A 25459-nucleotide genomic window follows, 5' to 3' on the forward strand; every position below is an offset into this window, starting at 1 on the left:
TTTTGAAAATCTGATCCTAGAACCGGAAATCCCGGCGGTTGGATGCTTTTATATCTTCGATGTTCTTTCTTGCAATCTCGCGTACTTTTTCCTTCGGAATCTTTTCCAGCTCTTTCTCAATCAGAGCAAAGCCGTGCTGTTTCGTTTCCTCGCTTGCGTAATCCACCAGATATTCGGTAAGTGTCATCAGTGCATTCGGATGGCAGCAGTTTAAAATCTGACCATTCTTGCAAAGGCTCATAAAGCGGTCGCCGGTACGGCCTTCCCGGTAGCAGGCAGTACAGAAGGATGGGATGAAACCAAGCTGCATCAGCCAGTCAACAACCTCGTCTAAAGAACGCTGGTCAGAGACATCGAACTGCTCGGAATCGTGCGGACGTTCCTCCTCGCAGTAGCCGCCGACGGAAGTTCTGGAAGCACCGCTGATCTGGGAGACGCCCAGCTGCAGCATCTTTTCGCGGACTTCCTGACTCTCTCTGGTGGAGATGATCATGCCGGTGTACGGAACTGCGATGCGGATGCAGGCTGCGATCTTCTCGAAAATGTCATCGGCAAGGCTGTTATCAAACGCATCCGGGTCAATATCATCGGCGTGTTTGACACGCGGAACGCTGATGGTGTGCGGGCCGACACCGTGCACGGCTTCCAGGTGCTCGGCGTGCATCATCAGTCCGGCGAACTCGTACTGGTATCCTTCCAGACCGAATAAAACTCCGAGACCAACGTCATCGATCCCGCCTTCCATGGCGCGGTCCATCGCTTCGGTATGGTAATCATAGTTGTGCTTGGGACCGGTTGGATGAAGCTCTTCATAGCTTTTTTTGTTGTAGGTTTCCTGGAACAGGATGTAGGTGCCGATCCCGGCTTCCTTTAATTTCCGGTAGTTCTCTACGGTCGTGGCAGCAATGTTGACGTTGACACGTCGGATATCGCCGTTTTTATGGTGGATGGAGTAGATGGTCTTAATGGACTCCAGAATGTACTCGATCGGGTTGTTGACCGGATCTTCCCCAGCCTCGATGGCTAAGCGTTTGTGTCCCATATCCTGCAGGGCAACGACTTCGTTTTTGATTTCTTCCTGGGTCAGCTTGACGCGGGCAATGTGTTTGTTTTTCATATGGTAAGGGCAGTATACACAGCCGTTTACACAATAGTTTGAAAGATAAAGCGGAGCGAACATCACAATACGGTTGCCATAGAATGCTTGCTTGATCTCTTCTGCCAGCTGGTACATTTGGGCAACTTTTTCCGGAATGTCGCAGGCAAGGAGGACGGATGCCTCCCGGTGGGAAAGTCCGGCACAGTGGGTCTGAGTGCCATCGGTACTTTTGACGGGTCTTGCTTTTTTCAGGATTTCATCGATCAGAGTGATGTTGTGTTTGTTTTCCTCCGCATAGCGGATGGTGTTGAGGATTTCCTCGTGGTTGATAAATTCCTCTGCTTTTAAAGATTTGGGATTGTAGATAGCCATATTGTTTTCTTCCTTTCTTTGCGGTTGGAAGCATTTTAGCAACCTTCCGTCAGAATTTTTCAAGTATGATGTCGCCGCGCGCGGTGACGATGGAGTAGCCGATGGATTCCATACGGCGGTTTAAGCAGGAGCGGCACTGGGCCGATTCGTCCCCGGTACAGATCTTATTGTCGTAAAGCGCATATTTCTTGCGCTCAGATACCGGAGAAAGATTCGGCATGACTACATTGGCACCGGCCAGAATGCCTTTTTCCCTGCCGTTGGGATCAATGGTTCCAAGGGCTGTGGTCGCAGGAAGTAAAATATTCGGTTTGATCAGCCGGATGAGAGAGAGCAGATAGATCGTCTGGTCTGCGGTTCCTGCCGGCATATCACGGAAAGGAGTATCTTTCTGCGGGATGAACGGGCCAATACCGCACATTTCGGGCTGAAAGGCCTCGATAAATTTTAAATCCTCCGAGAGGCAGTCTGCGGTCTGGTAAGGAGAACCAACCATAAACCCACAGCCCACCTGATAACCAATCTCCTTTAAATCCTTCAGGCAGCGCATCCGGTTATCAAAGGACATGGATGCTGGATGCAGCTTTTCGTAGTGCGCTTTGTCTGCAGTCTCGTGGCGGAGCAGATACCGGTCCGCTCCTGCATCAAACATTTGCTGGTATTCCTCCCGGGAGCATTCTCCGAGGGAGAGCGTTACCGCGCAGTCCGGATAGCGCTCCTTGATCTCGCTAACAAGGCTGCAGACTTCATGTACCGGGACAATGCCTTCGCCGCCCTGCAGCACAAAGGTGCGAAAACCTAGATTCCATCCCTCTTCGCAGCATTCTAAGATCTGTTCTTTCGTGAGCTGGTAGCGGTCGCAGCTTGTGTTGGATCTGCGGATGCCGCAGTAGATACAGTCGTTTCTGCAGTAATTTCCAATCTCGATCAGTCCGCGCACATAGACACCGGTGCCGTAAATTTTGCGGCGCAGGGCATCGGCTTTTTTTGCAGCATAGTCTGCCAGTTCTTTCGTCTGACCTTCCACCAGCGCGCGGTATTCTTCCTGCTTTAGGGTGTGACGTCCGGTCAAACGATCAATGAGGGCAAAAAGGTTCGTCATGGGCATCACCCAATGACATTGGAGTAAGCGGTCTTGACGCTGACTCCGTCCAGATTTCCAAGCTTTCCAGCCAGAGCAGAGATCGTATCCTGCGGTGCGTCCATGGCGATGGATACGATGCTGATGTGCTTTTGGCGATAGGGAATCCCCATTCTTCCAATGATGTAGGGACCATACTCATGAAGCATGGCATTCAGCTTTTCTACAGAATCCGGGTTTTCTACAATGATACTCATAACAGCAACACGTGTTTCCATAAAACCTCCTGTTTGTTGTAGTGGTGGTGACTGCGAAAGCAGCGGGCAGTCACAAAGACAGAGAAAAAGCCGCATCCGTAAAGGTGCGGCTGGACAGACTGCGGCTATAGATCGGGCAGTGAACCGGGCGAACCTTTCACGCAGGATGTTTCCACCCTTAGTGTCGGAATGCATCATGATTCTCATTAAGAACAGAATACCACAGATTGTGTTATATTTCCAGTACTGCTGTGGCGTGATTTTGTCAGTCTGAAATGAGAAGTATCGGCAAAATTACATGGCTGTGTATACTTACGTGAACAGAACGACAGCAGCTCTTGCAATTTTCATGGAAATTCGGTATAATAAGAAAATATCAACGATTTAACGCGTTGAATTGATGAAAAACGGGCGGTTCTGGAAGCGTATCCAGGCTGCGGTGTGAAACGTTATGGGAGAGGGGAACCTGATATTATGAACGAAGAAAAGAATCTGAATATGCCTCAGTCACTGTTGCTGCTGCTTTTGATCATTGGATCTGTGGCAGTCTGCATTCGGCTGAAGACAGGAGGACCGATGATCGGTTTGTTTATGAGCTGGATCATCATTTATCTGTTCTGCAAAGTGTTAAAGATTGAGTATGATCATGTAGTGAGCGGCGCTTATGATGCCATCCGCGTTGTTGTGCCAACGTTGTGCCTGCTCATGTCCATCGGTGTCATGATCGGTACCTGGCTGCAGAGCGGTACAATTGCATCAATTATTGTGGGCGGTCTGAAGATGATCAATCCGACTTGGCTGCTTCCGTTAACACTGGTGTTCTGTGCAGTCTTAAGTCTGGTGACCGGAACTTCTTACGGTTCTGTAGGCAGTGCCGGTGTGGCTATGATGGCCATAGGCAATGCCATGGGAATCCATCCGGGTATGGTAGCCGGTGCAGTCATCTGCGGTGCCATGTTCGGTGACAAATTAAGTCCTCTTTCGGACACAACCAACCTGGCTCCGGCGGTGGCAGGTGCAAAGTTAAATGACCATGTCCGCTCCATGCTGTGGACAACTCTGCCAACCTTTGCCATCAGCCTGGTAATCTTTACCATCCTTGGTATCAGTCAGACATCCGGTGGTTACGAGGAGGGAAATCTGCTGGTTTACATCGATGCCCTGCAGGGAGAGTTTAAAATGGGATTTGTGACGTTGCTTCCGGCGGTTGTGATCATCGTTTTGCTGCTCTGCAAAGTCAATGCGATCGTTTCCCTTGGACTTTCTGCAGTCTGTGCGGGTGCAGTATCCTGGTTTTATCAGGGAGCAACGCTGCAGAGTATCATCCGCGTGGCATACAATGGCTATAGCACCCAGATTGAAGAAGCAATCTTGAAGACCATCTTAAACCGCGGTGGTATGAGCAGTATGCTGCAGTATGTGGCGATCATCTGCTTTGCTGTCGGCATGGGTGGAATGTTAGACCGTCTCGGTGTTCTGGGCAACATTTTAAATGCCATTACCGGTCGGATCAACAGCGATGGCAGCCTGATCCTGGCCAGTCTTCTGGTTGGTTATGTAACCAGTCTCATCAGCTGCTCCCAGCCGATGTCTCATGTGCTGACCGGCAATATGATGAAGCCGTTGTTTCAGAAAAGAAACATTGCACCGGAGATTTTATCCAGGACTTTGGAAGATGCGGGAACATTATCCGGTCCGATGATTCCGTGGCACGGTTACTGTGTGTACATGGCGGGAACGCTCGGTGTGGCATGGTCTGTGTTTTTCCCGTACCTGTTTTTGCTGTATTTAACCCCGCTGTTTAGCATTTTTTATGGTTTTACCGGAATTTCCATCCGTCATACGGAACCGGAATCCAAATCACAGGATCCTGCAGCAGTGTAGCTTTTGGATTGAAAACAGCAAGAACCATACGATCACAAGGAAACATTTCAGCAGCAAAATAAAATGGAAAGTGGAGCATAGATAGGATTATGGAAACAAAACTTGTACTTCTTGGCACCGGCACGCCGAATGCGTGTCCCAATGCCAGTGGTCCGTCTTCGGCAGTTGTGGTAGGAGACCGGGCATATCTTGTTGATTTTGGACCAGGGGTGGTCCGTCAGGCAGCGAAGGCTTATAAAAAAGGAGTGGATGCTTTACGCCCCGATCGTCTGACGGTAGCGTTCTGTACACATTTGCACACCGATCACACTGCCGGGTATTCGGATCTGATCTTTACGCCGTGGGTGTTGGAGCGAAAAGAGCCACTGCAGGTGTTCGGACCAAAGGGAATCCGGGAAATGACAGAACATATTCAAAAGGCCTATGCAGTAGATATTGATTTTCGCATCAATGGTTTTGAGAAGGCCAATGAAGTGGGGTATAAAGTTGAGGCAAAGGAAATTCAGTCTGGGGTGATCTATCAGGATGACCGGGTCACTGTGGAGGCATTTCCGGTCAGCCACGGAACACTTGAAAGCTATGGATTCAAGTTTACGACTCCGGACAAGGTCATTGTGATCAGCGGCGACACCGCACCGCTTGAGATTGTGGCACAGAAGGCCAAAGACTGTGATATCCTGCTTCACGAGGTGGAATATACCGCCGGACTTTCAGCCAGGGAGTCCAAGTGGCAGAAATATCACCGGGAGGTTCACACATTGAGCGTGGATCTGGCAAAAGTGGCACAGAAAGCGCAGCCAAAGCTTCTTGTTACATATCACCGGATCTACCATATGGAAATCCAGGATAATACAGTAGATGTAGAAGCTGAGATGAACCGCAGAAATGAAGCAATCCTGCAGGAAATCAAAGATGCCGGTTATCAGGGCCCTATGGTGAATGGACAAGATCTGGATATCTTCTAAAATGTTATTGCAAATAGCTTTTTATAATGATATGCGGAGAGTTTCAGATCAGTTATGCCTGCGGCTATGCGTTTTTCGGGGATTATCCAAAGGCATCGATCATGGATCTTTTGAATGAAGCCGACAAGAACATGTATGAAAATAAAGTTCAGATCAAAGCCGGAATGGTAAGATAAAGAACGAATGTGAGGGCTTTCGTTCCTGCTCACAGGCAGGGATTTTCTGAACGGAAAAAGGCACTGGAAAAGCCACCGAAGCATAAACTATGATAAGAATGCTTCAGGGTGGCTTTTTCTTTGCAGACATTTCCAAAGCCTTTGACACCTGGAGAGGAACGGACCTGCCTGAAACGCATGCAGGAGGGCGACCGTGAGGCACGTGATATCCTGATCGAACGGAATTTGAGACTGGTGGCCCATGTGGCAAAAAAATATCAGGGAACGGACTACGAAATGGAAGATCTGTTGTCAGTTGGAACCATTGGTCTTATTAAGGCGGTGAACACGTTTCATCCGGAACGGGGAAGCCGCCTTGCAACCTATGCAGCAAAATGTATTGAAAATGAAATTCTGATGCTGTTCCGCGCAGGTAAAAAATATAATCGGGAAGTATCCTTGTTTGAGCCGATCGGAGTCGATAAAGACGGGGAGTCGGTCAGTCTGGTGGATGTGATTGAACTGGAAACCAGAGAGGTATTGGAAGACCTGATCCTGGAACAGGACCGGAAAGAACTCTATGAGGCATTTGCCTGCTGTTTAAAACCCCAGGAGCAGACCGTGGTAAAGATGCGATACGGGCTGTTTGGAACAAGGGCGTGTACGCAGAGGGAAATTGCGAAAATGCTTGGGATATCGCGATCATATGTTTCGCGGATCGAAAAACGGGCGTTGAAGAAGATGGCGGAGCAGATAAATGCAGGATGTTGAAAGAAATGCTTTACCAAAATGTCAAATGGATATATGATAGACAGTAAGAATTGTCGGAGGTAGAACAATGCGCCAGATTAATAGCCAGTTAACGAAAGATAAAGTGGTAGCGGAACTTCGCAAGGCCATTTTATATGGTATTTTTGAGCCAAAGCAGGAATTATATCAGGATAAGATCGCTGAAGAACTGGGGGTTTCCAGAATGCCGGTTCGTGAGGCGCTGCAGGTATTGCATAATGAGGGACTGGTCACCGTGAGACCCAACAAAGTAGCAACCGTGAATGATATTTCTCCCAAATTTATTCATGATCATTTTGAAATGCGCACATTACTGGAAAAAGAAGCGGTAAAACGTGTTTGTGAGAAAAAACTGGATTGCACAGCTTTGTGGGAAAGCTATAAAAAAGCCCAATTTGCGATTGAAAATGGAGATTATCGGTCTTTCAATGAATATAATCGGCAGATTCATACGATCATTTGGGAAGAAGCAGATAATATCCATTTGGAGAAGCTTTTGTCACAAATGTGGAATACCGTGGACGTAGATGGGGAAACAGCAGAAGCCAATGCGCAGGAATCCAATGAGGATCATAGAATATTAATTGAATGTATCGAAAAAAATGATGCTGCAGAAGCAGAGCAGATTATAGAACGGCATGTATACCGCAGCTACGAACGTGTATTGAATCATTTAAAAAAGAAACAAAACAAGTAATATCAGAAAGAATCTCTAAGAAAAACTTAGGGGTTCTTTTTTGTTGCAATCTCTATTATGCACAAAAAAAGTGATTCATAATTGGTTATGGTGGAGAAAAAAAGAATTATTAACAAAAAGACTTGAAAGCAAACATGACATGTGATATTTTACATAATGTAATGTATCCATTTAACAATACGAACGAAACAAATGAAATTATTTATTCAGAGGGGTGAAAGGATGGACATTAAAAAGGTTGGGTTAGCAGGAACGTTGGAATCAAGTGACATTATGATTACAGTCAGACCGGGAAATGGAACGGTAAACATTGATCTTCAGTCTCCGGTTGATATGTATTATCATGACAAGATCATGAAAACATTAACAGATGTCATCGATGAAATGGGAATTCATTCGATTGATGTCCAGGCGAATGATCATGGAGCATTAGATTGTACAATCCGTGCCAGAATGGCAACGGCGATCAAAAGAGCAGTGGAGGAATCTTAATTATGAGAAGAACCATGTTATTTTTACCGGGAAATAACCCGAATATGATCATGAATGGAGGAATCCTGGGTGCAGACAGCATCATCTTTGATTTGGAAGATGCCGTTGCTCCGGATCAGAAAGATGCGGCAAGAGAATTGGTCAAGAATGCATTGAAGTCTCTTGATTTTGGAAAATGTGAGATCATTGTCAGAATAAATGCATTGGATACTCCTTATTGGGAAACCGATCTGGAAGAAATGATTCCGTTAAAACCAGCGGTCATCATGCCGACAAAGGTCAGCAATGGCGAATATATAAAAAAACTGGACGAGAAGATGACGGAAGAAGAAAAAAAGAATGGTATCGAAGTGGGTACCATTAAAATCATGCCGCTCCTGGAAACTGCCCAGGGAATTATGAATGCTTATGAGATTGCAAAAGCATCAAAACGGATGATTGCATTATATCTGGGAGCGGAAGATCTGACTGCAGATTTGAGATGCCCGAGGACAAAAGAGGGAACAGAAATCTTATATGCAAGACAACAGCTGGTTTGTGCGGCCAGAGCAGCAGGAATTGAAGCGTATGACACTCCATTTACCGATGTTGAGGATCTTGAAGGACTCGAAAAGGATGCAAAATTCGCAAAGAGTCTTGGCTATACCGGAAAAGCGGTTATTTCGCCACGCCATGTGGATTGCGTAAACGACGTCTTTAGTCCGACTGAAAAAGAAATCCGGTATGCTATGGATGTATTCGAAGCAATTGAGCAGGCAAAGGCAATGGGCAAGGGCGCAATTTCCCTGCGTGGAAAAATGATTGACGCGCCGATTGTAATGCGTGCAAAATTAGTGTTGGACGCAGCGGCAGAGATTGGAGGTCTGTTAGATGAGTAAGGTTGTTGGAAGTATTCGAGAGGCAATTATTGCAAGTGGGCTGAAAGATGGAATGACCGTTTCCTTTCATCATCATCTGAGAAGCGGAGACTATGTCTTAAATATGGTAATGGAAGAAATCGCAAAGCTCGGAATCAAAGACCTTACGGTCAATGCAAGCTCTGTGCATGATGGACATACACCATTGATCGAGCATATGAAAAATGGAGTGGTTACCGGACTGGAAACGGATTATATTGGACCGGCAGTTGGAAAGGCTATTTCGGAGGGAGTATTGAAAAATCCTGTTATTTTCCGTTCCCATGGTGGACGTCCAAGTGCACTGGAAACTGGAAAATCAAAAATAGATGTGGCATTTATTGCTGCTCCTACTTCAGATACTATGGGAAACTGTACCGGAAAAATTGGCAAATCTGCATGTGGTTCTTTAGGATATGCGTTTGTGGATGCTGAATGTGCGAAAAAAACAGTTGTGATTACCGATAATCTGGTGCCATATCCGCTGACAGACTATTCGATTGATGAGATAAATGTTGACTATGTTGTGGAAGTGGACGCAATTGGCGATCCAAAAGGAATTGTATCTGGAACAACCAGAATGCCAAAAGATCCGGTTGCGTTAAAGATTGCAGACCTTGCGGCAAAAGCAATCGATGCATCCGGTCTGTTAAAAGACGGTATTTCATTCCAGACAGGAGCCGGTGGAGCTTCTTTGGCAACTGCAGATTTCTTGAAAAATATCATGATAAAGAAAAATATAAAAGGAAGTTTTGCTTTAGGTGGTATTACCGGATATATTGTTGATATGCTGGAAGCAGGTCTCTTTCAGGCAATTCAGGATGTGCAGTGCTTCGATCTGAAGGCAGTAGAATCCTTACGAACCAATCCAAAACATCAGGAAATCACAGCTTCCCACTATGCAAGTCCGACAGCCAAGAGTACGGCAGCAGGTTCTCTTGATGTAGTTGTGCTTGGCGCAACTCAGATTGATCTGGATTTTAATGTAAATGTTCATACGGATTCCAAGGGATATATTATCGGAGGTTCTGGCGGTCATACAGATGTGGCAGAATGTGCCAAACTGACATTGATTGTAGCTCCGCTCAGCCGTGCCAGAATGCCGATTGTAGTGGATAAGGTGCTTACTGTTTCTACGCCGGGAAGCAGCATTGATCTGCTTGTGACGCAGTATGGAATTGCGGTGAATCCTGCACGCCCGGAATTGAAAGAGCAACTGATCAAAGCGAAACTGCCGGTTAAAGATATTCAGGAACTGAAAACGATTGCTGACCAGATTAATGGCACACCGGGAACGGTAGAGATTAAAAAGGAAAGAGTTGTTGCAAAAGTATTAAACCGCGATGACTCATTGCTTGATGTGATCTATCAGGTTTCATAAAGAATACAGGTTTATCTGGAAGAGTGGAGGTCTGGGCATGAAAATAGTAGTTTTGGATGGATATACAGAAAATCCTGGAGATCTTTCCTGGGAGAAAATAGAAGCTTTTGGTGAATTGACTGTTTATGACCGTACGCCGGTGGATGATAAACGCGAAATTATTCGCAGAATCGGTGACGCAGAAGCTGTGTATACGAATAAAACACCGGTGGACAGGAAAATTATGGATGCCTGCCATAATTTAAAGTTTATTAGTGTCCTGGCAACAGGATACAATGTTGTGGACGTAGATTATGCCAGGGAAAAGGGAGTTATAGTGTCTAATATTCCGACCTATGGTACCGCTGCGGTTGGACAATTTGCAATTGCCCTCTTGCTGGAAATCTGTCATCGTGTCGGACATCATGATGAGGCAGTAAAAGAAGGACGGTGGGAATCCAATGCCGATTGGTGTTTCTGGGATTATCCGTTGATTGAACTTGATGGAAAAACCATGGGTATTATTGGCTTTGGACGCATTGGACAGAGAACAGGTTCGATTGCAAAAGCGCTTGGAATGAAAGTACTCGCTTATGATGCCCATGAAAACGATACAGGAAAGCTGATTGCAGAATACGTTTCTCTAGATCAATTGTTGGGCGAGTCTGATGTGATCGCTTTGCATTGTCCGTTGTTCCCGGATACAGAAGGAATGATCAACAAAGACACAATTGCAAAAATGAAAGACGGCGTGATTATTCTAAACAATTCCCGTGGTCCGCTTGTGGTGGAACAGGATCTGGCAGATGCGTTGAATTCCGGAAAAGTTTACGCAGCAGGACTGGATGTGGTCAGTACCGAACCAATCAAAGGGGATAATCCGCTTCTGCATGCGAAAAACTGTATTATTACGCCACATATGTCCTGGGCGCCAAAAGAGGCAAGACAGCGCATTATGGATATGTCTGCGGAAAATTTAAAAGCATTTGTGGAAGGAAAACCGATTCACGTTGTGAATCGTTGATTTTATATGCATGGGTGAAGACAAACTCAAAAGTCTGGGTAGAAATATCCAGACTTTTTGCAGTTTTATCAATTCTTTATCAAAAATAAAAAAACACTTGAGTTTATTGGGAGAGTATGATAAATTTAAAACAAAAGAATGCAAAAAACATAATGTCATGTATACAATGCAAACATACTTTTTCATCCTTGTTGAACTGCCGTTTGCAGACAGGTTCTGACTCATGACAATGATTGCAAACAGAAATGAGGTATGGATGTTATGGCAACAAAATTAAAACAGATTAAAATTGAGACCACAAGTGAACAGGTCACCAGTATTTTGCGCAATGCGATTTTGCGAAATCAGTATAAGGACGGGGAAGCCCTGAATCTGAACGAAGTAGCGGCAGAACTTGGTGTTTCCAATACACCTGTGCGGGCTGCGTTTCAGGCACTTGCAAACGACGGACTGATCCAGCTAAGACCCAATAAAGGAGCGGTGGTAAACGGCATCACGCCGAAACGTATCCGGGATTATTATCAGGTAAGACAGATTTTAGAGAGTCATGCAGCAGTCTATGCATGTGACGCGGAAGATATGACTGCACTGGAGGAAGCATTTGAGGATGCAGAAGCGTGTATTCGTGACGAAAACTGGGCAAATTACAAAAACTGCAATCATGCGTTTCATCAGGTTATTTGGGACATGTGTGGGAATGATAAGATGACAGAGCTGATGTCATCGTTATGGATCAGTTCTTCCCGTTCTGTCAATGCTTCAGAGCCGGAATATGTCCGCTGTGCACATGAGGAGCACAAGCGTATCTTTGAAGCCATTCTGAAACGGGATAAGCAGCTTGTGTACCAGGAGATGCAGAGCCATTTGGTGCGAAGTATGAACGATGTTCTTACAAACCTGGAAAAATAAATCTGAGAAAAAGTAAAAAAGCAGCCAGGCTGACAAAAAACTGACAAGATGTCACTTGTTAGTTTTTTGTCAGCCTGGCTGCTTTTTTTGTTTGAAATTTATAAAAATCAAAAAGAAAATTGGTGAAAACAGGGAAAAGAAAACAAAAGGTTGACAACGGACAAATGTATTGATAATATTTAACCATAAGCATTTGACATTGTATACAATACGATGTAAAAGAAAACGTGATTAAAAACAAAGGAGAGAATGAGATGAAAAAAGGATTAGCAGTATTCACAGCTACGGCAATGGCATTTGCACTGACTGCCTGCGGCGGATCAGGAAATCAGACGGCATCTACAACGGCGGCGGAATCAAAAACGGCTGACAGCAGTGCAGCAGCGCCGGCAACAAATGAAGATGTACTTGCAGCAGACGTAAATCTGGACAATCCGTCCACCCAGGGAAGTGAAGTTACGTTATCACTGAACCATGTAGGATCTACAACACATCCGTATCAGTATGGCGTTGGAAAATTCGCACAGCTTGCAAACGCTTATACAGATGGAGCTGTCGGAGTTACCATTTATCCGGCATCCCAGATCGCATCTGGTGCGAAAGCAGTTGAAGCAGTTCAGCTTGGCACGTTGGATATGTGTCTGGAATCTACCATGGCTCTGGAAAACTTTGTTCCGGAAATCGGAGTTTTAAACCTTCCGTTTATTTTCTCGGATAAGAATGAGGCATATACCGTTCTGGATGGAGATTATGGTGAAGAACTGAAACAGTATGCGGAAAGCCAGGGATTCAAAGTCCTTTGCTGGATGGATAATGGTTTCCGCGATATTTCTAACAACGTTCGCCCAATCACTTCTCCGGACGACATGAAAGGCTTGAAGATGAGAACTCCTGAGAGTTCGGTATTTATTGATACCTTTGAACAACTTGGTGCAACCGCTACAGCAATGGCAACATCGGAACTGTTTTCAGCAATGCAGCTTGGCACGGTTGACGGTCAGGAAAATGCAACCAGCACATTCGTAAATAACAAATATTACGAAGTGAATAAGTATTATTCGATTACCCATCACATCTACACAGCAGAGCCGCTTATTATCAGCCTGGATAAATGGAATTCTTTGTCAGATGATCAGAAAACTGCAATTCAGAAAGCTGCAGATGAGGCATGCGCATATCAGCGTGAGGTCAGTGATTCCCAGGCAGCAGATCTGCTCCAGCAGGTTAAGGACAATGGCTGCGAAGTGAATGAGCTTACTCTGGAAGCAACCGAAGCGTTCAAACAGGCAGTAGAACCGATTTATACAAAGTATGAAGCAAATTACGGGGAACTGATTCAGAAAGTACGCGATGCTGTAGCAGCAGTGAAGTAGTTTTATCTGCAACATGTAGGAATGGAAAAAGGCTGGAAGCCGGAAACAGCTTCCAGATTACGAAAGGAAGAAAAATACATGCAGAAAATATTCGAAAGTTTTTTTGCGGCAGTTGATAAAGTGTTTTTCGGGCTCTCGGCACTGGTTCTTGCAGGAATGACGGTTCTCATTACGGTTCAGGTTATCTGTCGTTTTATCCTGCATGCACCGCTTGCATGGTCTGAGGAGGCTGCCCGCTTTGGTTTCATATGGATGACGTTTTTTGCCGGATATGTTGGTGCGAGATCCTCACAGCATATCAGCGTGGAACTGGTACAGAATCTCTTCCCGGCAGGTGTGAAAAAGGGGATGAAAAGTATCAGTGCTGTTATCGCAGGAGGCTTTTTCCTCATGGTAGCATACTATCTGGTTTCTCTGTGGGGAAAACTCTCTACACAGACATCCGCGGCACTGAGAGTCCCAATGAGTTATGTGTATCTTGGAATGCTGGTAGGATGCTTTTTCATGGGTTTGTCTTACCTGTATGATGCAGTAAAAATTCTCCTTTGGGAGAACAGAAAGGAGGAAAACAAATGATTGCTTTGTTATTCCTGGGATTTTTCTTCCTGATGTTTCTGGGTGTGCCGATTGCAGCAGCGCTCGGAGTTGCAGCGGTGGTTGTAGTAGCCACCTGTATGAATGCTTCTCTTGTTGTATCAGCCCAGACCATGTTCACCGGCATCAATTCATTCCCACTTATGGCTATTCCGTTTTTCATCCTAGCTGGTAACCTGATGGGAGAAGGCGGAATCTCCAAACGACTGGTAAATTTTGTAAACCTGTTTCTTGGATCTTTCCGGGGCGGTCTTGCAATCGTAGCAATTGCAGCTTCCATGTTCTTTGCAGCAATTTCCGGTTCCTGCCCGGCAACGACAGCAGCAATCGGCGGCATCATGGTTCCGGAAATGGAAAAGAATGGTTATGGAAGAGATTTTTCAGCAGCCTGTGTTTCGGCAGCTGGTACGGTTGGACAGGTTATTCCGCCGTCCATCCCAATGGTTACCTACTGTGTTCTTGCTAACACTTCCATCAGTACACTGTTCCTCTGTGGTGTAGGACCTGGTATCCTGATGGGAATCAGCATGATGGTCGTTTCTTTCTGGTATGCAAAGAAAAATAATGTTCCGCTTGTTCGGGTAGACCGAAGTGTTGGAAACATTATGGCAATTTTAAAAGACAGTATCTGGGCACTGATCATGCCGGTTATCATTCTGGGTGGTATTTATTCTGGTATCTTTACGGCAACAGAGGCCGGAGCTGTGGCTTGTGTATACGGACTGATCGTTGGAATGTTTATCTACAAAGATTTAAAAGTAAAGGATATTCCGAAAGTCCTCACCAAATCTGCTGTAGGTGCATCCGTGATCATGCTGATCATGGCAACCGTAGGTACATTCAGTTATGTGCTGACTATGGGACAGATTCCACAGAAAATTGCAAACTTCATGCTGGGACTTACTACAAACAAATACATTTTACTGTTCCTTTTAAACATCATTGTCCTGATTGCAGGATGTTTCCTGAATTCTAGTGCAGCAATCGCACTGCTCACGCCAATTCTGCTTCCAGTGCTGACAGCAGTTGGTGTAAGCCCGTATCTGGTAGGAATTATCTTCATTGTAAACATGGGTATTGGTATGATTACTCCACCAGTGGGAAACTGCCTGTATGTTGGATGTAATATAGCGAATATCAAATTTGAAACGATTGTAAAAGCGGTAACCCCATTCCTGATCGGAGAGATTATAGTACTGTTTTTAGTTACATATCTTCCGTTCATCAGCCTGGGAATTGCCGGAGTATAAAAGAAAAAATCCATAGGAGGAGATGTATATGAATAACAATGAGGCACGTGAACAGTTAGCTGTCACAATGGAAAAATTCATCGGGCTTGCTTGCAAGCGCCTGCCAGATGATGTGCTCGAACGGCTTAAGGAATGCCGGGAAAACGAGACATCCGAAATCCAGAAAGCAATTTATGACACGTATTTTGACAACCTGAAAAAAGCGGAAGAATTAAACCGTCCTTGTTGCCAGGATACCGGTCTTCTGCATTTCTACATTGACTGCGGATCCGAATTCCCTTACATGGGCATCGTGGAAGAGGCACTGAGAAAGGCTACTGCGAAAGCTACATTTAGTTCTCCGCTTCGTCAGAACACGGTAGATTATTTCTATGAGAGAAACACAAACAATAATACCGGTGAACGGATGCCGTGGATCCATTGGGATATTATTCCGGGAAACAGTGATCTGAAGATCTGCACTTATTTTGCAGGTGGTGGTTGCTGTCTTCCGGGATGTGCAAAGGTGTTTAAACCAAGTGATGGCTATGCAGCAATTGTGAAATATGTGTTTGATGCGGTAACGGATCTGGGATTAAATGCATGTCCGCCGCTTGTAGTCGGTGTTGGTCTTGGACATAATATGGAAAATGCAGCTGTTCTTTCGAAAAAAGCTTATCTGCGTGAGATCGGTACCCATCATCCGCATCCAAAGGGAGCAAAGCTGGAGAAGGATCTGATGGAGGCATTAAACAGCGTAGGAATTGGCGCACAGGGTCTGCGAGGAAAACAGGCTGCCATGGCTGTACATGTAGAGTCTTCTGCACGCCATACAGCTACGATCGCAGTTGGCGTGAATGTAGCTTGCTATGCTCACCGCCGTGGTGTCATTACATTTGATAAAGACTTAAACTACACACTGGAATCTTATAAGGGGGTAACGCTGTAATGTTAAAAATCGAAAATGGAAAGAAAATTTTAGTAACTCCTGTTTCAGCGGAAGACATTAAAGATCTCCGTGTGGGTGATATTGTATATCTGTCCGGAACACTGACAACCGGACGTGACGATGTTCACCGCCGTGTACTTTGTGAAGGATTAAAGAGTCCTTATGATTACCGGGATGGAGCTATTTTCCATGCAGGTCCGATTATTCGCGAGGAACCAGGCAAAAATACCATGATTTCTGTTGGTCCGACTTCTTCTATTCGTATGGAAGCTTATGAGAAGGACTTTATTAAAGAAACAGGTGTCCGTGTAATCATCGGAAAGGGCGGCATGGGACCGTTGACTAGTGAAGGATGTAAGGAATACAAAGCAATTCACTGTGTATTTGTTGGTGGATGTGCAGTTTCTGCAGCCTGCCATGTAAACGAAATTAAAAATGTTTATTGGAGAGACCTCGGCATGCCAGAGGCAGAGTGGGAACTGGATGTTACCGAATTTGGACCGCTCATCGTTTCAATTGATACAGAAGGCAACAATATGTTTGTAGAGAACAAAGCATATTTTGCTTCCAGAAAAGAAGAGTGTGAGGCTCCGGTTATTGATAGCGTAAAAGATTATTTACTGATCGAAGAAGATGCTCCTGCAGTATATGATCCGAACATCTATGTTGTAGAGGATTAAACATTCGCGAACAATTAGAAAATGAGAGAATTTAGAGGAATCTTCCCATATCTTGTTTCCCCCGTAACAGAAGATGGGAAAATCAAAGAGACGGTTTTACGAAAATTGATTGAGGATTTGATCTGCAGTGGCGTTCATGGTATCGTAGTGCTTGGAAGTACTGGTGAGTTTTTCTACCTGGATGCAGAGCAGAAAAAAAGAATTGTGAAGATAGCGGTTGATCAGGCGGGCGGACGTGTCCCGGTGATTGCCGGTGTGGCTGCAGGATCTGTTTATGATGCGGTGAAACAGGCACAACGCTATGAACAAATGCATGTGGATGGAATCCTTGCGATACTGAATGTGTATTTCCCTTTAGACCAGCAGTCTATTTGCCATTATTTTTCAGAAATTGCAGATTCGGTAGAAATCGAAACCGTGATTTATAATAATCCAAGATTTACCGGCTTTGAGATCAGCACAGATACCTTGCTTGATCTGGCGAAACATAACAATATCAATTATTATAAAGATGCATCCCCAAACACTGGCCGCCTTTTAGAGTTACATGAGGCAGTCGGAGATCAGTTAAAGATATTCAGTGCGTCAGCACATGTACCGGAGTTTGTTATGATGCTTGGCGGAGTCGGATGGATGGCAGGTCCTGCCTGTGTGATTCCGAAACAGAGTGTACGGTTGTATGAACTTTGTAGGGAAAAACGCTGGGATGAGGCGATGGAAATGCAGCGGAAACTTTGGAAATTGAACAGCATATTCCAAAAGTATGGCCCATCGGCCAGCATAAAAGGTGCGTTAAATCTTCAGGGATACGATGTAGGAAATCCGATTAAGCCGTGCAAGTGTTTACCGGAACAAGGAGTAAAAGAACTTACAGCAGTTTTAGAAGAATTAAAGAATGTCTGATCGCTTGCCTGTTTCCAGAAACAAAAAATAATCACACAAATCACAAGAAAATTGCATTGTTTTCAAATGCTTTCCCATATATAATATATGGGAAAGCATTTTTTTGCATATCCAACCAAAGGAGGGGTATTATTATGTCTACCATTTTAGTGACAGGCGGTGCCGGTTATATTGGAAGCCACACCTGCGTGGAACTTTTAAATGCCGGTTATGATGTTGTAGTCGTGGACAATCTGTGCAATTCCTGCAGAGAGTCTTTAAAACGTGTGGAGGAGATTACCGGTAAGAAATTAACTTTTTACGAAGTGGATCTGCTGGATGAACCGGCACTGGATTCCGTATTCCAGAATGAAAACATTGATGCAGTCATTCATTTTGCAGGTTTAAAGGCAGTCGGGGAGTCTGTATATAAGCCGCTGGAATATTATCATAACAATATCACCGGAACTCTGATTTTATGTGATGTGATGCGCCGCCATGGCTGCAAGAGCATCGTGTTCAGTTCTTCCGCGACGGTTTATGGCAATCCGGCTTTTGTGCCGATCACAGAGGAATGTCCAAAGGGCGAGATCACCAATCCTTATGGACGGACCAAGGGCATGCTGGAGCAGATCTTAACAGATCTCCACACTGCAGATCCGGACTGGAAGGTCATGCTGCTTCGTTACTTTAATCCGATCGGTGCCCATAAGTCCGGTCGTATCGGTGAAAATCCGAAGGGAATCCCGAATAATCTGCTTCCGTATATTACCCAGGTAGCAGTCGGCAAGCTGGTATGTCTTGGCGTATTTGGCAATGATTATGACACACCGGATGGAACCTGTGTCCGCGACTATATCCATGTAGTGGATCTGGCAGATGGTCATGTAAAAGCACTGGACAAGCTGGCAAAAGAAAAAGGCGGTGTCTGGATCTACAATCTGGGAACCGGTGTTGGTTACAGCGTTCTCGATGTGATCAATGCGTTCGAGGAAGCAAACAACTTAAAGATCAACTACGTATTCAAAGAGCGCCGCGCAGGCGATGTTCCGCAGTGCTATGCAGATTCTTCCAAAGCAGAGCGTGAACTTGGCTGGAAAGCGAAATATGGCATCCGGGAGATGTGTGAAGATTCCTGGAGATGGCAGAAAAATAATCCGAATGGATACGAAGAAAAATAAAGAAAAACCGATTGCTTCACGTTGCATGTGAGCGTCGGAAAATTCGGACCAAAGAAAATTTCAAAACAATATATGGAATGAAAAACGAGGAGACCGTCAGGTCTCCTCGTCGCTCATTAAAGACTTCATAATAAAGGAATAGATTTCCTTGCTTTTCTGTTCCCACCGGGCGCTCATGGCAGCGGCCTGGTCGCGGTCCGGAACAGACAGGTTCAGCTCAATGAGCGGAGAACGTCCTTCCCGGACTTCACAGTGGACGATATAGTCCTGGCTGGTAGACTTGTAATAATCGGAAACAAGACTGACTTCGTTGCGCAGCCGCAGGCGGTTTTCCTTCAGATAGGTATCCATATCCTCTATGATCGCAGGGGAAATACTGCTTTCAAAAAAATGAAGGGTTTCTTCCCCCTCTTTGGTGATTTCATAGCGTGTGGTACTGTGTGTGGATTCGGCATGGATCAGACCGGAATCCTTTAGTTCGCCAAGAGCCTGCTGGAGTGTGAAATAGCTCGCATATTCATGCTGCAGAAAAAAATCGGTCAGCTGCGCATTGGTCAGCGGAAAGTTTACTTTTTTGAGCATGTACAGGTTCATGAGTTTATATAACGTCATCGGTTCAGACAACATAGAAAAGTGCCTCTTTCATCTAACAATTTTCTTAATCATACCAATTTAAATCTTTTAAATCAAGTGGAATTATGTTAAACTAGTGCCATATATGACTGAAACTGCTGTTTGACAGCAGAATAAATAGAGTTTCCCATATCTATGCAGTATGTTAAATGGAAGTGGGAAAATGTGACAGGGGATACTATGAGAGAAAGAATTAACCGACTGGCAAAGGGCATCGTTGACGCGGAAATCCCGGAGGTACTGATCCAGCCGGAAACGTGTGAGGGACCGGTGACTGCAGGTCAGGTATGCAGAAAAGAACTTTATGTGACGGACCGCTATGGCTGTTTTATCAAAGGTCTGGTGTATTCGTCCCATCCGCGTGTGCGGGTTCTGGGTACTTCCTTTGGAGGAAACCGGAATCGAATTTTTTATGAGGTTGACTGCCGAACCCTGTCAGATGGAGACAAAATCGAGGGAGTGTTTGATCTTGTGACCAATGGCGGCGAGAAAAAGCTGCCATATTCTTTTGTTGTGGAACCGGATCCGGTGGGGAAAATCCTGGCTGGTTTAAAAACGGCTGAGACATTTGCAAAGCTGGTGCAGTGCGACAGTGAGTTTGCAAAACGTTTGTTTGATTATCGTGACTTTACGGATGCCCCGTTTATGCAGGATCTGCAGGTCCGTGCCCTGTATGATGGCTTAAAGGGAAAACCGAACCGCCAGAATGAACTGGAAGAGTTTCTGGTGGGACTCCATGCGAAAAAACCGGTGGAACTGAGTGTCGACACGTCGCTGCGCAGTTTTGAAAACCCGGAACAAAATTTGCAGGGAACACTCCGGGTGGAGTGCAGCACCTGGGGATATATCCGATTGGAAGCAGAAACGGATGGAGAGTTCATTATACTTTCAAAAGCGGTGTTTACGGATGCGGATTTCCAGGATGGTGTCTGCGAGATCCCTTACCGGATCGATCCTGCGCATTTGCATCAGGGCAAGAATCTTGGCGCTGTCTGGATTTCAACGATGCGTCAGCAGATCTGTGTTCCATTCGAAGTTTTGGCAGGAGATGATGGCAAAGACCGATCCGTTTACGGAAGAAGGGAAGCATTTGGAAAATATCTGGAACTGCGTCTGGAGTATGAGCTTGGTCTGTATGGGGAAGCGCTGATGCGCAACCAGCTGAAACAGCAGCTGGAACTCATTCGCAGCCAGTATGGTGAGAGTCTTGCGGTAAATCTGTATCAGGCCGATCTTTTTTTGCTGGAGGGAGATACCGAAGCTGCAAAAGAAGTTTTGGGAAATTGCCGGGAAGAAGCTGCTTCCGTGCGCAAGTACCGTCCGGAATATGAACAGCTTCACCAGTATCTTTCCAAACAGCTTCAGCCGGTTAAAGAGGAAGAAACAGGAACAGAGGAAGAGGGGATTGCAGAACTTCGCGAAGAATTCGAGCGCGGCAGCCGCAGCCCGTATCTGTATGTCCGGGTCTGGGAATTATATCAGAATCATCCGGAACTGTTTACTGGTCTTTCCGATTTCGAATTACAGGTGCTGATGTTTGCTGCGAAGAGAAAACTGGTCGATAAAACATTTGCGTTAAAAACAGCAGAATTGGCTGTAACGGTGAAGCGCAGCGGCAGACTGTTGTTCCGTCTGCTGACTATGCTGTACCGGCAGTATCCGGAACCGGAAATCCTCAATGCGATCTGCAGTATCCTGATCAAAACAGACTGCCGTGATAAAAAATATTTCACCTGGTATCAGAAGGCACTAAACGATGGTGTCAGTCTGACGAGACTTTATGAATATTACCTGTATGCACTTCCGGAGGATTACCCGTATTTGCTTCCGAAAGAAGTTCTGTTGTATTTTTCTTATGAAAAATCCATGGACACGGCAAACCGGGAAGTGCTCTACAGCAATATTGTCAAATTCATGAATCCGGACTCATCTTTGTACCGTCAGTATGAGCGGGATATCGAACAGTTTACCATGGAGCAGCTGCTGCGCTCCCGCGTAAACAGCCGTCTCGTGACGTTATATCAGCATGTTCTTTATAAGGAGATGATCGATGAACAGGTAGCGAAAGTCTTTCCTGCCATTTTAAAATCGTACCGCATTACGGTATCCGGGAAAAATATCCGCTCGGTCGTTGTGTGTTATGAAGAACTGGAGCGGGAAGATGTCTTCCCTGTGAAAGATGGAATTGCGTATGCGCCGCTCTTTTCCAGCCATCCGGTTCTTTTGTTTGAGGATGTATGCGGAAATCGTTACAGCAATGTGTCTTACCGAAAACAGCAGGCGATGATGACAGACCAAAAAGAACTGGAAGAACGCTGCTATGAAATTTGTCCGGAGCAGCCAATGCTGCTTTTGGAGCGCTGCAGCGCGATCGTACAAAATGGCATGAAAGATGCACTCGACCGGCGCATTTTAAAGCGCACCCTGAAAGAACTGCATCTTCATCCCCTGTTTCAGGAAAAACTGCTTGCGTGTCTGATCGGTTATGACAGTGAAAAACAGGAAACAGAAGAGAATATGCCGGGAGTCCTGGACTATCTGACCCAGGTCAATGCGGAAACCTTAAGTCATGAAGAACGCGCAAAGCTTTTAAAACTGCTGATCTGTCAGGATAACTATGTGGAGGCCTTTTCGCTGATCCAAAATTATGGCTATGACGGAGCAGATAAGGAAGAACTGCTGAAATTGTGCAGCCGGATGATCTTAAACCAGATGCCGGAATCCGACGATACACTGCTTGGACTTTCCTGGAATCTGTTTTCACAGGGTGAGTGGGATGGCGCATTGCTGGATTATCTGTGTGAGCATTTCAACGGGACATCGGAGCAGATGTACCAGCTGCTTGAAAAGAGCGAAGAAGAGCATGTTGAACTCTACGATCTTCCGGAACGTCTGCTTGCGCAGATGATGTTCAGCGGGGAAACAAAGCATATTGATCCGGTATTTGCCTGTTACCGAAAAGGAAAACGGGTCAGTGAGCTGGTGACAAAAGCTTACTTTACCATGAAGTCTGCGGATTATTTCTTAAAAAACTGTCCGACGACCGATGCGGTTTTTGCGTATCTGGAGGAAACGGTGAAGCAGATCCCTGAGAAAAAACGGATCCCTACGATTTATATGCTGGCGCTGACACTGTGGTACAGCCGTAAGGAAAGTCTGTCAGAAGAACAGGAAAAACTGGCGCGCGGCATGGTGGACCAGCTTCTGGAAGAGGGTAGGATTTTCGCGTATTTCCATCAGCTTGGACAGAAGATTCCGATGCCGGATTCGATCATGGACCAGATTACCATAGAATACCGGGGCAGTCGGGAAGTGCGGCCGGAACTGAAAATCCGGGTACTGCCTGTAGAAGAAAACAGCCACAACGCGGAGTTTATAAAAGTATATCCGGGCATCTACATCCATCAGCATGTGCTGTTTGAGGGAGAGGTGCTGGAATATGAGGTTTATGAAAACGTGGCAGAGGAAAGAAGAAGCGGAGATGTCATGGATACAGCTTCACCTTGTACCGCGGTTAAAAAAGATGGCGGGCGTCTTTCCTACGACAGTTCTTTAAATGGCGGCCGGGAGAGCCGCTTTACTGCACTCAACGATATGAGCCGGTGTCTGATGGAACACAATACATCACAATTGAAAGAAAAAATGGAAAAATACCTGACGGACCATGCGGCCATGGAATCTTTGTTTACCTTAATGTAAGGATAAAAAAGCAGGTTTTGTCAGATAAGGCATTTGCAAAAAAGGCAGATGCTGGATAAGAGGAATTATATGAACGAATTGGTAGCAGGCATTGATCTGTGTGACGAATACACACAGATCAGTTGCGGAGACGAAGAACAAATATGGACATTTCCCACGGTGCTTTGCCGCCACAAGACGGCAGAAACCTGGTCTGTTGGGGAAGATGCTTATGCACGCACCCTCAGTGGGGAAGGAAACCTGACCGACAAGCTGGTAAAGCTCGTTTTAAAAGATGGAACGGCAACGCTCGACGGGAAACGCTATCCGGCAGAAGAACTTCTGCTGCTGTTTCTGGAGCGTGTGCTTCAGATCGTCCAGAAAGAGCTGGGACAGACGGAAAGTTTTGCAGGGCTGACCTTTACGGTGCGCAGTCTGGATGAACGTCTGGTCCAGGTATTGTATTCCTGCGGGGAAAAGCTTGGAGTTTCAAAAGAAAACATCCGGGTCATTGGACATTCCGAAAGCTTTATCTATTATATGCTAAGCCAGAAAAAAGAAATCTGGAACGGGACGGTTGGAATGTTTGACCTGTCAGAAGAGGAACTTCGTTATTACGAAATGAAAGTGCAGCGTGGCCTAAAGAAAAATGCAGTGCTGGCAGAGTATAAAAGAATCGAAGAAAGTTTCAGCCTGGATATCCTGGAAACACCTTCCGGCGCGAAGCTTGGTGACAAGATCCTTTGCACCTGCGCAGAACGGCTGATGCAGAGAAAACTGTATTCCGCTGTGTTTTTGATGGGAAAAGGGTTTGAAAAACGGGAGTGGGCAGAAGACTTTATGAAGCTGCTTTGTACGAAACGGCGTGTATACATGGAAACAGCTGTCTTTGCCAAAGGCGCAGCTTACTGTGCGGCAGACTATCTGCGCCCGCAGACCTCCTATCCGTATGCCATGATCTGTGAAGGGCGTTTAAAAGCAACCGTCACGATGGAAGTCTTATTCAAAGGACAGGAAAAAGAAGTGACACTTGCAGCGGCCGGAGACAGCTGGAGAAACATGGGAGCTATGCTGGAAGTGATTCCGGAGAAGCAGAATGCAGTAGAACTGGAAATCACGCGATTTGACTCCAAAAAGAAAAAAGCAGTCACGATCATGCTGGAGGGATTCCCAAAACGTCCGGAAAAAACGACAAAGGTTAGGATTGAAATTACATTTCTCGATGAAAAAACAATGCGCGTTACGCTGACAGACCGGGGATTTGGGGAATTGTTCCCAGCGTCAGATGCAAAAGTCGTGCAAGAGGTTATGCTATGAGTTTAAGATTATGCAGATCAGAACAGGTAAAAAATCCATATTATGTAAGCTTCCTTGGTGTGCACCTGTATTCTTCCCAGGAGCTGGCTTACGTCATTTATCATTATCCGCTGCTTGTGATGGACCGGCTGGTCGATGACCGCCTTCTGGATTTTTTGCGGGAAGAATTAAATCTTGGTTTTCTGGCATTGAAACTGGACAATTGGAGAAAAAGCGGGGAAGACCCGGACGAAATGCTGATCTTTCTGCTTCAGGAAAGCGATTATTATTCCCAGAATGAGATTTCAGAATATCGTCAGACGTTGTCGTCTTACCGGAAAAAATCTGCAGGAGAAGTAAAAAAACTGCGGGCAGACGCCCTGTTTGGTATGCGCCAGTATGGAAAAGCAGCAAAGATGTATCAGGAAATCCTGGATGATCCTTCGGATGAGGCAGAGGATCCGCTGCTTGCCAGAGTCTGGAACAATCTGGGTGCCTGCTATGGCCGGATGTTCCTTTTTGACAAGGCGGCTGAGGCATTCGAAAAAGCTTATAACCGGAGCGGCAGCCGGGAATGCCTGCGCAGCCTGTACTGGATCACAAAACTGGACAGCCGTGTGATTTTGGGAGAACGGTTCCGGAACACGATTACACAGGAAGAACAGTCCGCCTGGGATGAAACACTCGTCCGTGCACAGGAAGAGGCAAAGGAATCCGAGACGGTAAAACAGGTGGAAAGCTGGTTTCGGAAAGACGCGGCTGAGGGAGAGAAGGCTGCACGGGAATTAGTCGAAACCTGGAAGCGAGAGTACCGCGCGATGGTATAAGCGAAAACCTGGAAAAGAAAAAGCATGCGGCACAATGGGATCATGCGGCAAATGCAAAATATAATTGTAAAAAATGCGTGTAAAAAATATTGTGAAAAAGCTGACTTGAAAAAGTAAATTCCAGTGCAAAAGTAAATTCCACCGCTCTTTTAAAAGT

At 45.6% G+C, this 25459-nt stretch carries 24 protein-coding genes; 20 read left to right on the top strand and 4 right to left on the bottom strand.

The window, feature by feature from the left end; translation table 11 throughout:
* Window positions 1-16: 16 nt before the first annotated feature.
* The 3 genes from hydG to DXB18_RS07585 are packed head-to-tail and all read right to left on the bottom strand — an operon-like array spanning window position 17 to window position 2830.
* Window positions 17-1471, bottom strand: coding sequence for a [FeFe] hydrogenase H-cluster radical SAM maturase HydG (hydG, locus tag DXB18_RS07575; protein WP_118706936.1), 1455 nt, complete (start codon window positions 1469-1471; stop codon window positions 17-19).
* Window positions 1472-1520: 49 nt separating this feature from the next.
* Window positions 1521-2573 (bottom strand): [FeFe] hydrogenase H-cluster radical SAM maturase HydE, encoded by a 1053-nt coding sequence (hydE, locus tag DXB18_RS07580; protein WP_118706938.1) that lies wholly within the window; start codon window positions 2571-2573, stop codon window positions 1521-1523.
* Between the two features lie 5 nt (window positions 2574-2578).
* Complete coding sequence (locus DXB18_RS07585; RefSeq protein ID WP_118543742.1) at window positions 2579-2830, bottom strand: TM1266 family iron-only hydrogenase system putative regulator; 252 nt, start codon at window positions 2828-2830, stop codon at window positions 2579-2581.
* Window positions 2831-3283: 453 nt separating this feature from the next.
* On the opposite strand from DXB18_RS07585, the gene nhaC reads away from it, so the two are divergent.
* The 17 genes from nhaC (at window position 3284) to galE (ending at window position 18868) form a co-directional block, all read left to right on the top strand.
* Entirely contained in the window at window positions 3284-4693 is a 1410-nt protein-coding gene (gene nhaC / locus DXB18_RS07590; RefSeq protein WP_118706940.1) for a Na+/H+ antiporter NhaC, read from the top strand.
* 89 nt (window positions 4694-4782) lie between these two features.
* Complete coding sequence (locus tag DXB18_RS07595) at window positions 4783-5658, top strand: MBL fold metallo-hydrolase (protein WP_118706942.1); 876 nt, start codon at window positions 4783-4785, stop codon at window positions 5656-5658.
* Window positions 5659-5684: 26 nt separating this feature from the next.
* Complete coding sequence (locus tag DXB18_RS16155) at window positions 5685-5834, top strand: hypothetical protein (RefSeq protein WP_182430504.1); 150 nt, start codon at window positions 5685-5687, stop codon at window positions 5832-5834.
* Between the two features lie 120 nt (window positions 5835-5954).
* A complete protein-coding gene (gene sigK, locus DXB18_RS07600; RefSeq protein WP_118706982.1) occupies window positions 5955-6584 on the top strand; it encodes an RNA polymerase sporulation sigma factor SigK in 630 nt (209 codons plus the stop codon).
* A 67-nt stretch (window positions 6585-6651) separates the two neighbouring features.
* Window positions 6652-7299 carry a GntR family transcriptional regulator gene (locus DXB18_RS07605; protein WP_118706944.1) on the top strand — a complete coding sequence of 216 codons (648 nt, stop codon included), beginning with the start codon at window positions 6652-6654 and terminating at the stop codon, window positions 7297-7299.
* A 222-nt stretch (window positions 7300-7521) separates the two neighbouring features.
* Window positions 7522-7791, top strand: coding sequence for a citrate lyase acyl carrier protein (gene citD / locus DXB18_RS07610; RefSeq protein ID WP_118706946.1), 270 nt, complete (start codon window positions 7522-7524; stop codon window positions 7789-7791).
* 2 nt (window positions 7792-7793) lie between these two features.
* Entirely contained in the window at window positions 7794-8669 is an 876-nt protein-coding gene (locus DXB18_RS07615) for an aldolase/citrate lyase family protein (protein WP_118706948.1), read from the top strand.
* A complete protein-coding gene (gene citF, locus DXB18_RS07620; protein ID WP_118706950.1) occupies window positions 8662-10068 on the top strand; it encodes a citrate lyase subunit alpha in 1407 nt (468 codons plus the stop codon). The genes DXB18_RS07615 and citF overlap by 8 nt, the downstream gene beginning before the upstream one ends.
* 37 nt (window positions 10069-10105) lie before the next feature.
* The gene (locus tag DXB18_RS07625) at window positions 10106-11071 is read left to right on the top strand and encodes a D-2-hydroxyacid dehydrogenase (RefSeq protein WP_118706952.1); all 966 of its coding nucleotides are present in this window, start codon (window positions 10106-10108) and stop codon (window positions 11069-11071) included.
* A 261-nt stretch (window positions 11072-11332) separates the two neighbouring features.
* Window positions 11333-11980, top strand: a complete 648-nt coding sequence (locus tag DXB18_RS07630) for a GntR family transcriptional regulator (protein ID WP_182430505.1) — start codon at window positions 11333-11335, stop codon at window positions 11978-11980.
* Between the two features lie 254 nt (window positions 11981-12234).
* Window positions 12235-13353: a DctP family TRAP transporter solute-binding subunit gene (locus DXB18_RS07635; protein ID WP_118706956.1), complete on the top strand. Its 1119-nt coding sequence runs from the start codon at window positions 12235-12237 to the stop codon at window positions 13351-13353.
* 78 nt (window positions 13354-13431) lie between these two features.
* Complete coding sequence (locus DXB18_RS07640; RefSeq protein ID WP_118706984.1) at window positions 13432-13929, top strand: TRAP transporter small permease; 498 nt, start codon at window positions 13432-13434, stop codon at window positions 13927-13929.
* Entirely contained in the window at window positions 13926-15197 is a 1272-nt protein-coding gene (locus tag DXB18_RS07645; RefSeq protein WP_118706958.1) for a TRAP transporter large permease, read from the top strand. Before DXB18_RS07640 ends, DXB18_RS07645 begins: the two co-directional genes overlap by 4 nt.
* A 28-nt stretch (window positions 15198-15225) precedes the next feature.
* A complete protein-coding gene (ttdA, locus tag DXB18_RS07650; RefSeq protein ID WP_118706960.1) occupies window positions 15226-16125 on the top strand; it encodes a L(+)-tartrate dehydratase subunit alpha in 900 nt (299 codons plus the stop codon).
* Complete coding sequence (gene ttdB / locus DXB18_RS07655; protein ID WP_118706962.1) at window positions 16125-16805, top strand: L(+)-tartrate dehydratase subunit beta; 681 nt, start codon at window positions 16125-16127, stop codon at window positions 16803-16805. The genes ttdA and ttdB overlap by 1 nt, the downstream gene beginning before the upstream one ends.
* 21 nt (window positions 16806-16826) lie before the next feature.
* Window positions 16827-17708 carry a dihydrodipicolinate synthase family protein gene (locus DXB18_RS07660; protein ID WP_118706964.1) on the top strand — a complete coding sequence of 294 codons (882 nt, stop codon included), beginning with the start codon at window positions 16827-16829 and terminating at the stop codon, window positions 17706-17708.
* 134 nt (window positions 17709-17842) lie between these two features.
* On the top strand, window positions 17843-18868 hold the full coding sequence (galE, locus tag DXB18_RS07665; protein WP_118543740.1) for a UDP-glucose 4-epimerase GalE: 1026 nt from the start codon (window positions 17843-17845) through the stop codon (window positions 18866-18868).
* Window positions 18869-18964: 96 nt separating this feature from the next.
* Here galE and DXB18_RS07670 read toward each other — a convergent pair whose 3' ends face one another.
* Window positions 18965-19495: a DUF4364 family protein gene (locus tag DXB18_RS07670; RefSeq protein ID WP_118543739.1), complete on the bottom strand. Its 531-nt coding sequence runs from the start codon at window positions 19493-19495 to the stop codon at window positions 18965-18967.
* A gap of 186 nt (window positions 19496-19681) precedes the next feature.
* On the opposite strand from DXB18_RS07670, the gene DXB18_RS07675 reads away from it, so the two are divergent.
* The 3 genes from DXB18_RS07675 (at window position 19682) to DXB18_RS07685 (ending at window position 25302) form a co-directional block, all read left to right on the top strand.
* Window positions 19682-23200, top strand: a complete 3519-nt coding sequence (locus DXB18_RS07675; protein ID WP_118706966.1) for a DUF5717 family protein — start codon at window positions 19682-19684, stop codon at window positions 23198-23200.
* A gap of 69 nt (window positions 23201-23269) precedes the next feature.
* Complete coding sequence (locus DXB18_RS07680) at window positions 23270-24496, top strand: DUF5716 family protein (RefSeq protein ID WP_118706968.1); 1227 nt, start codon at window positions 23270-23272, stop codon at window positions 24494-24496.
* Window positions 24493-25302 (top strand): tetratricopeptide repeat protein, encoded by an 810-nt coding sequence (locus DXB18_RS07685; protein ID WP_118543736.1) that lies wholly within the window; start codon window positions 24493-24495, stop codon window positions 25300-25302. Before DXB18_RS07680 ends, DXB18_RS07685 begins: the two co-directional genes overlap by 4 nt.
* The last annotated feature ends 157 nt before the right edge of the window (window positions 25303-25459 follow it).

Origin of the sequence: Clostridium sp. OM02-18AC, from assembly GCF_003481825.1 — a bacterium.
Taxonomy (GTDB): Bacteria; Bacillota; Clostridia; order Lachnospirales; family Lachnospiraceae; genus Brotaphodocola.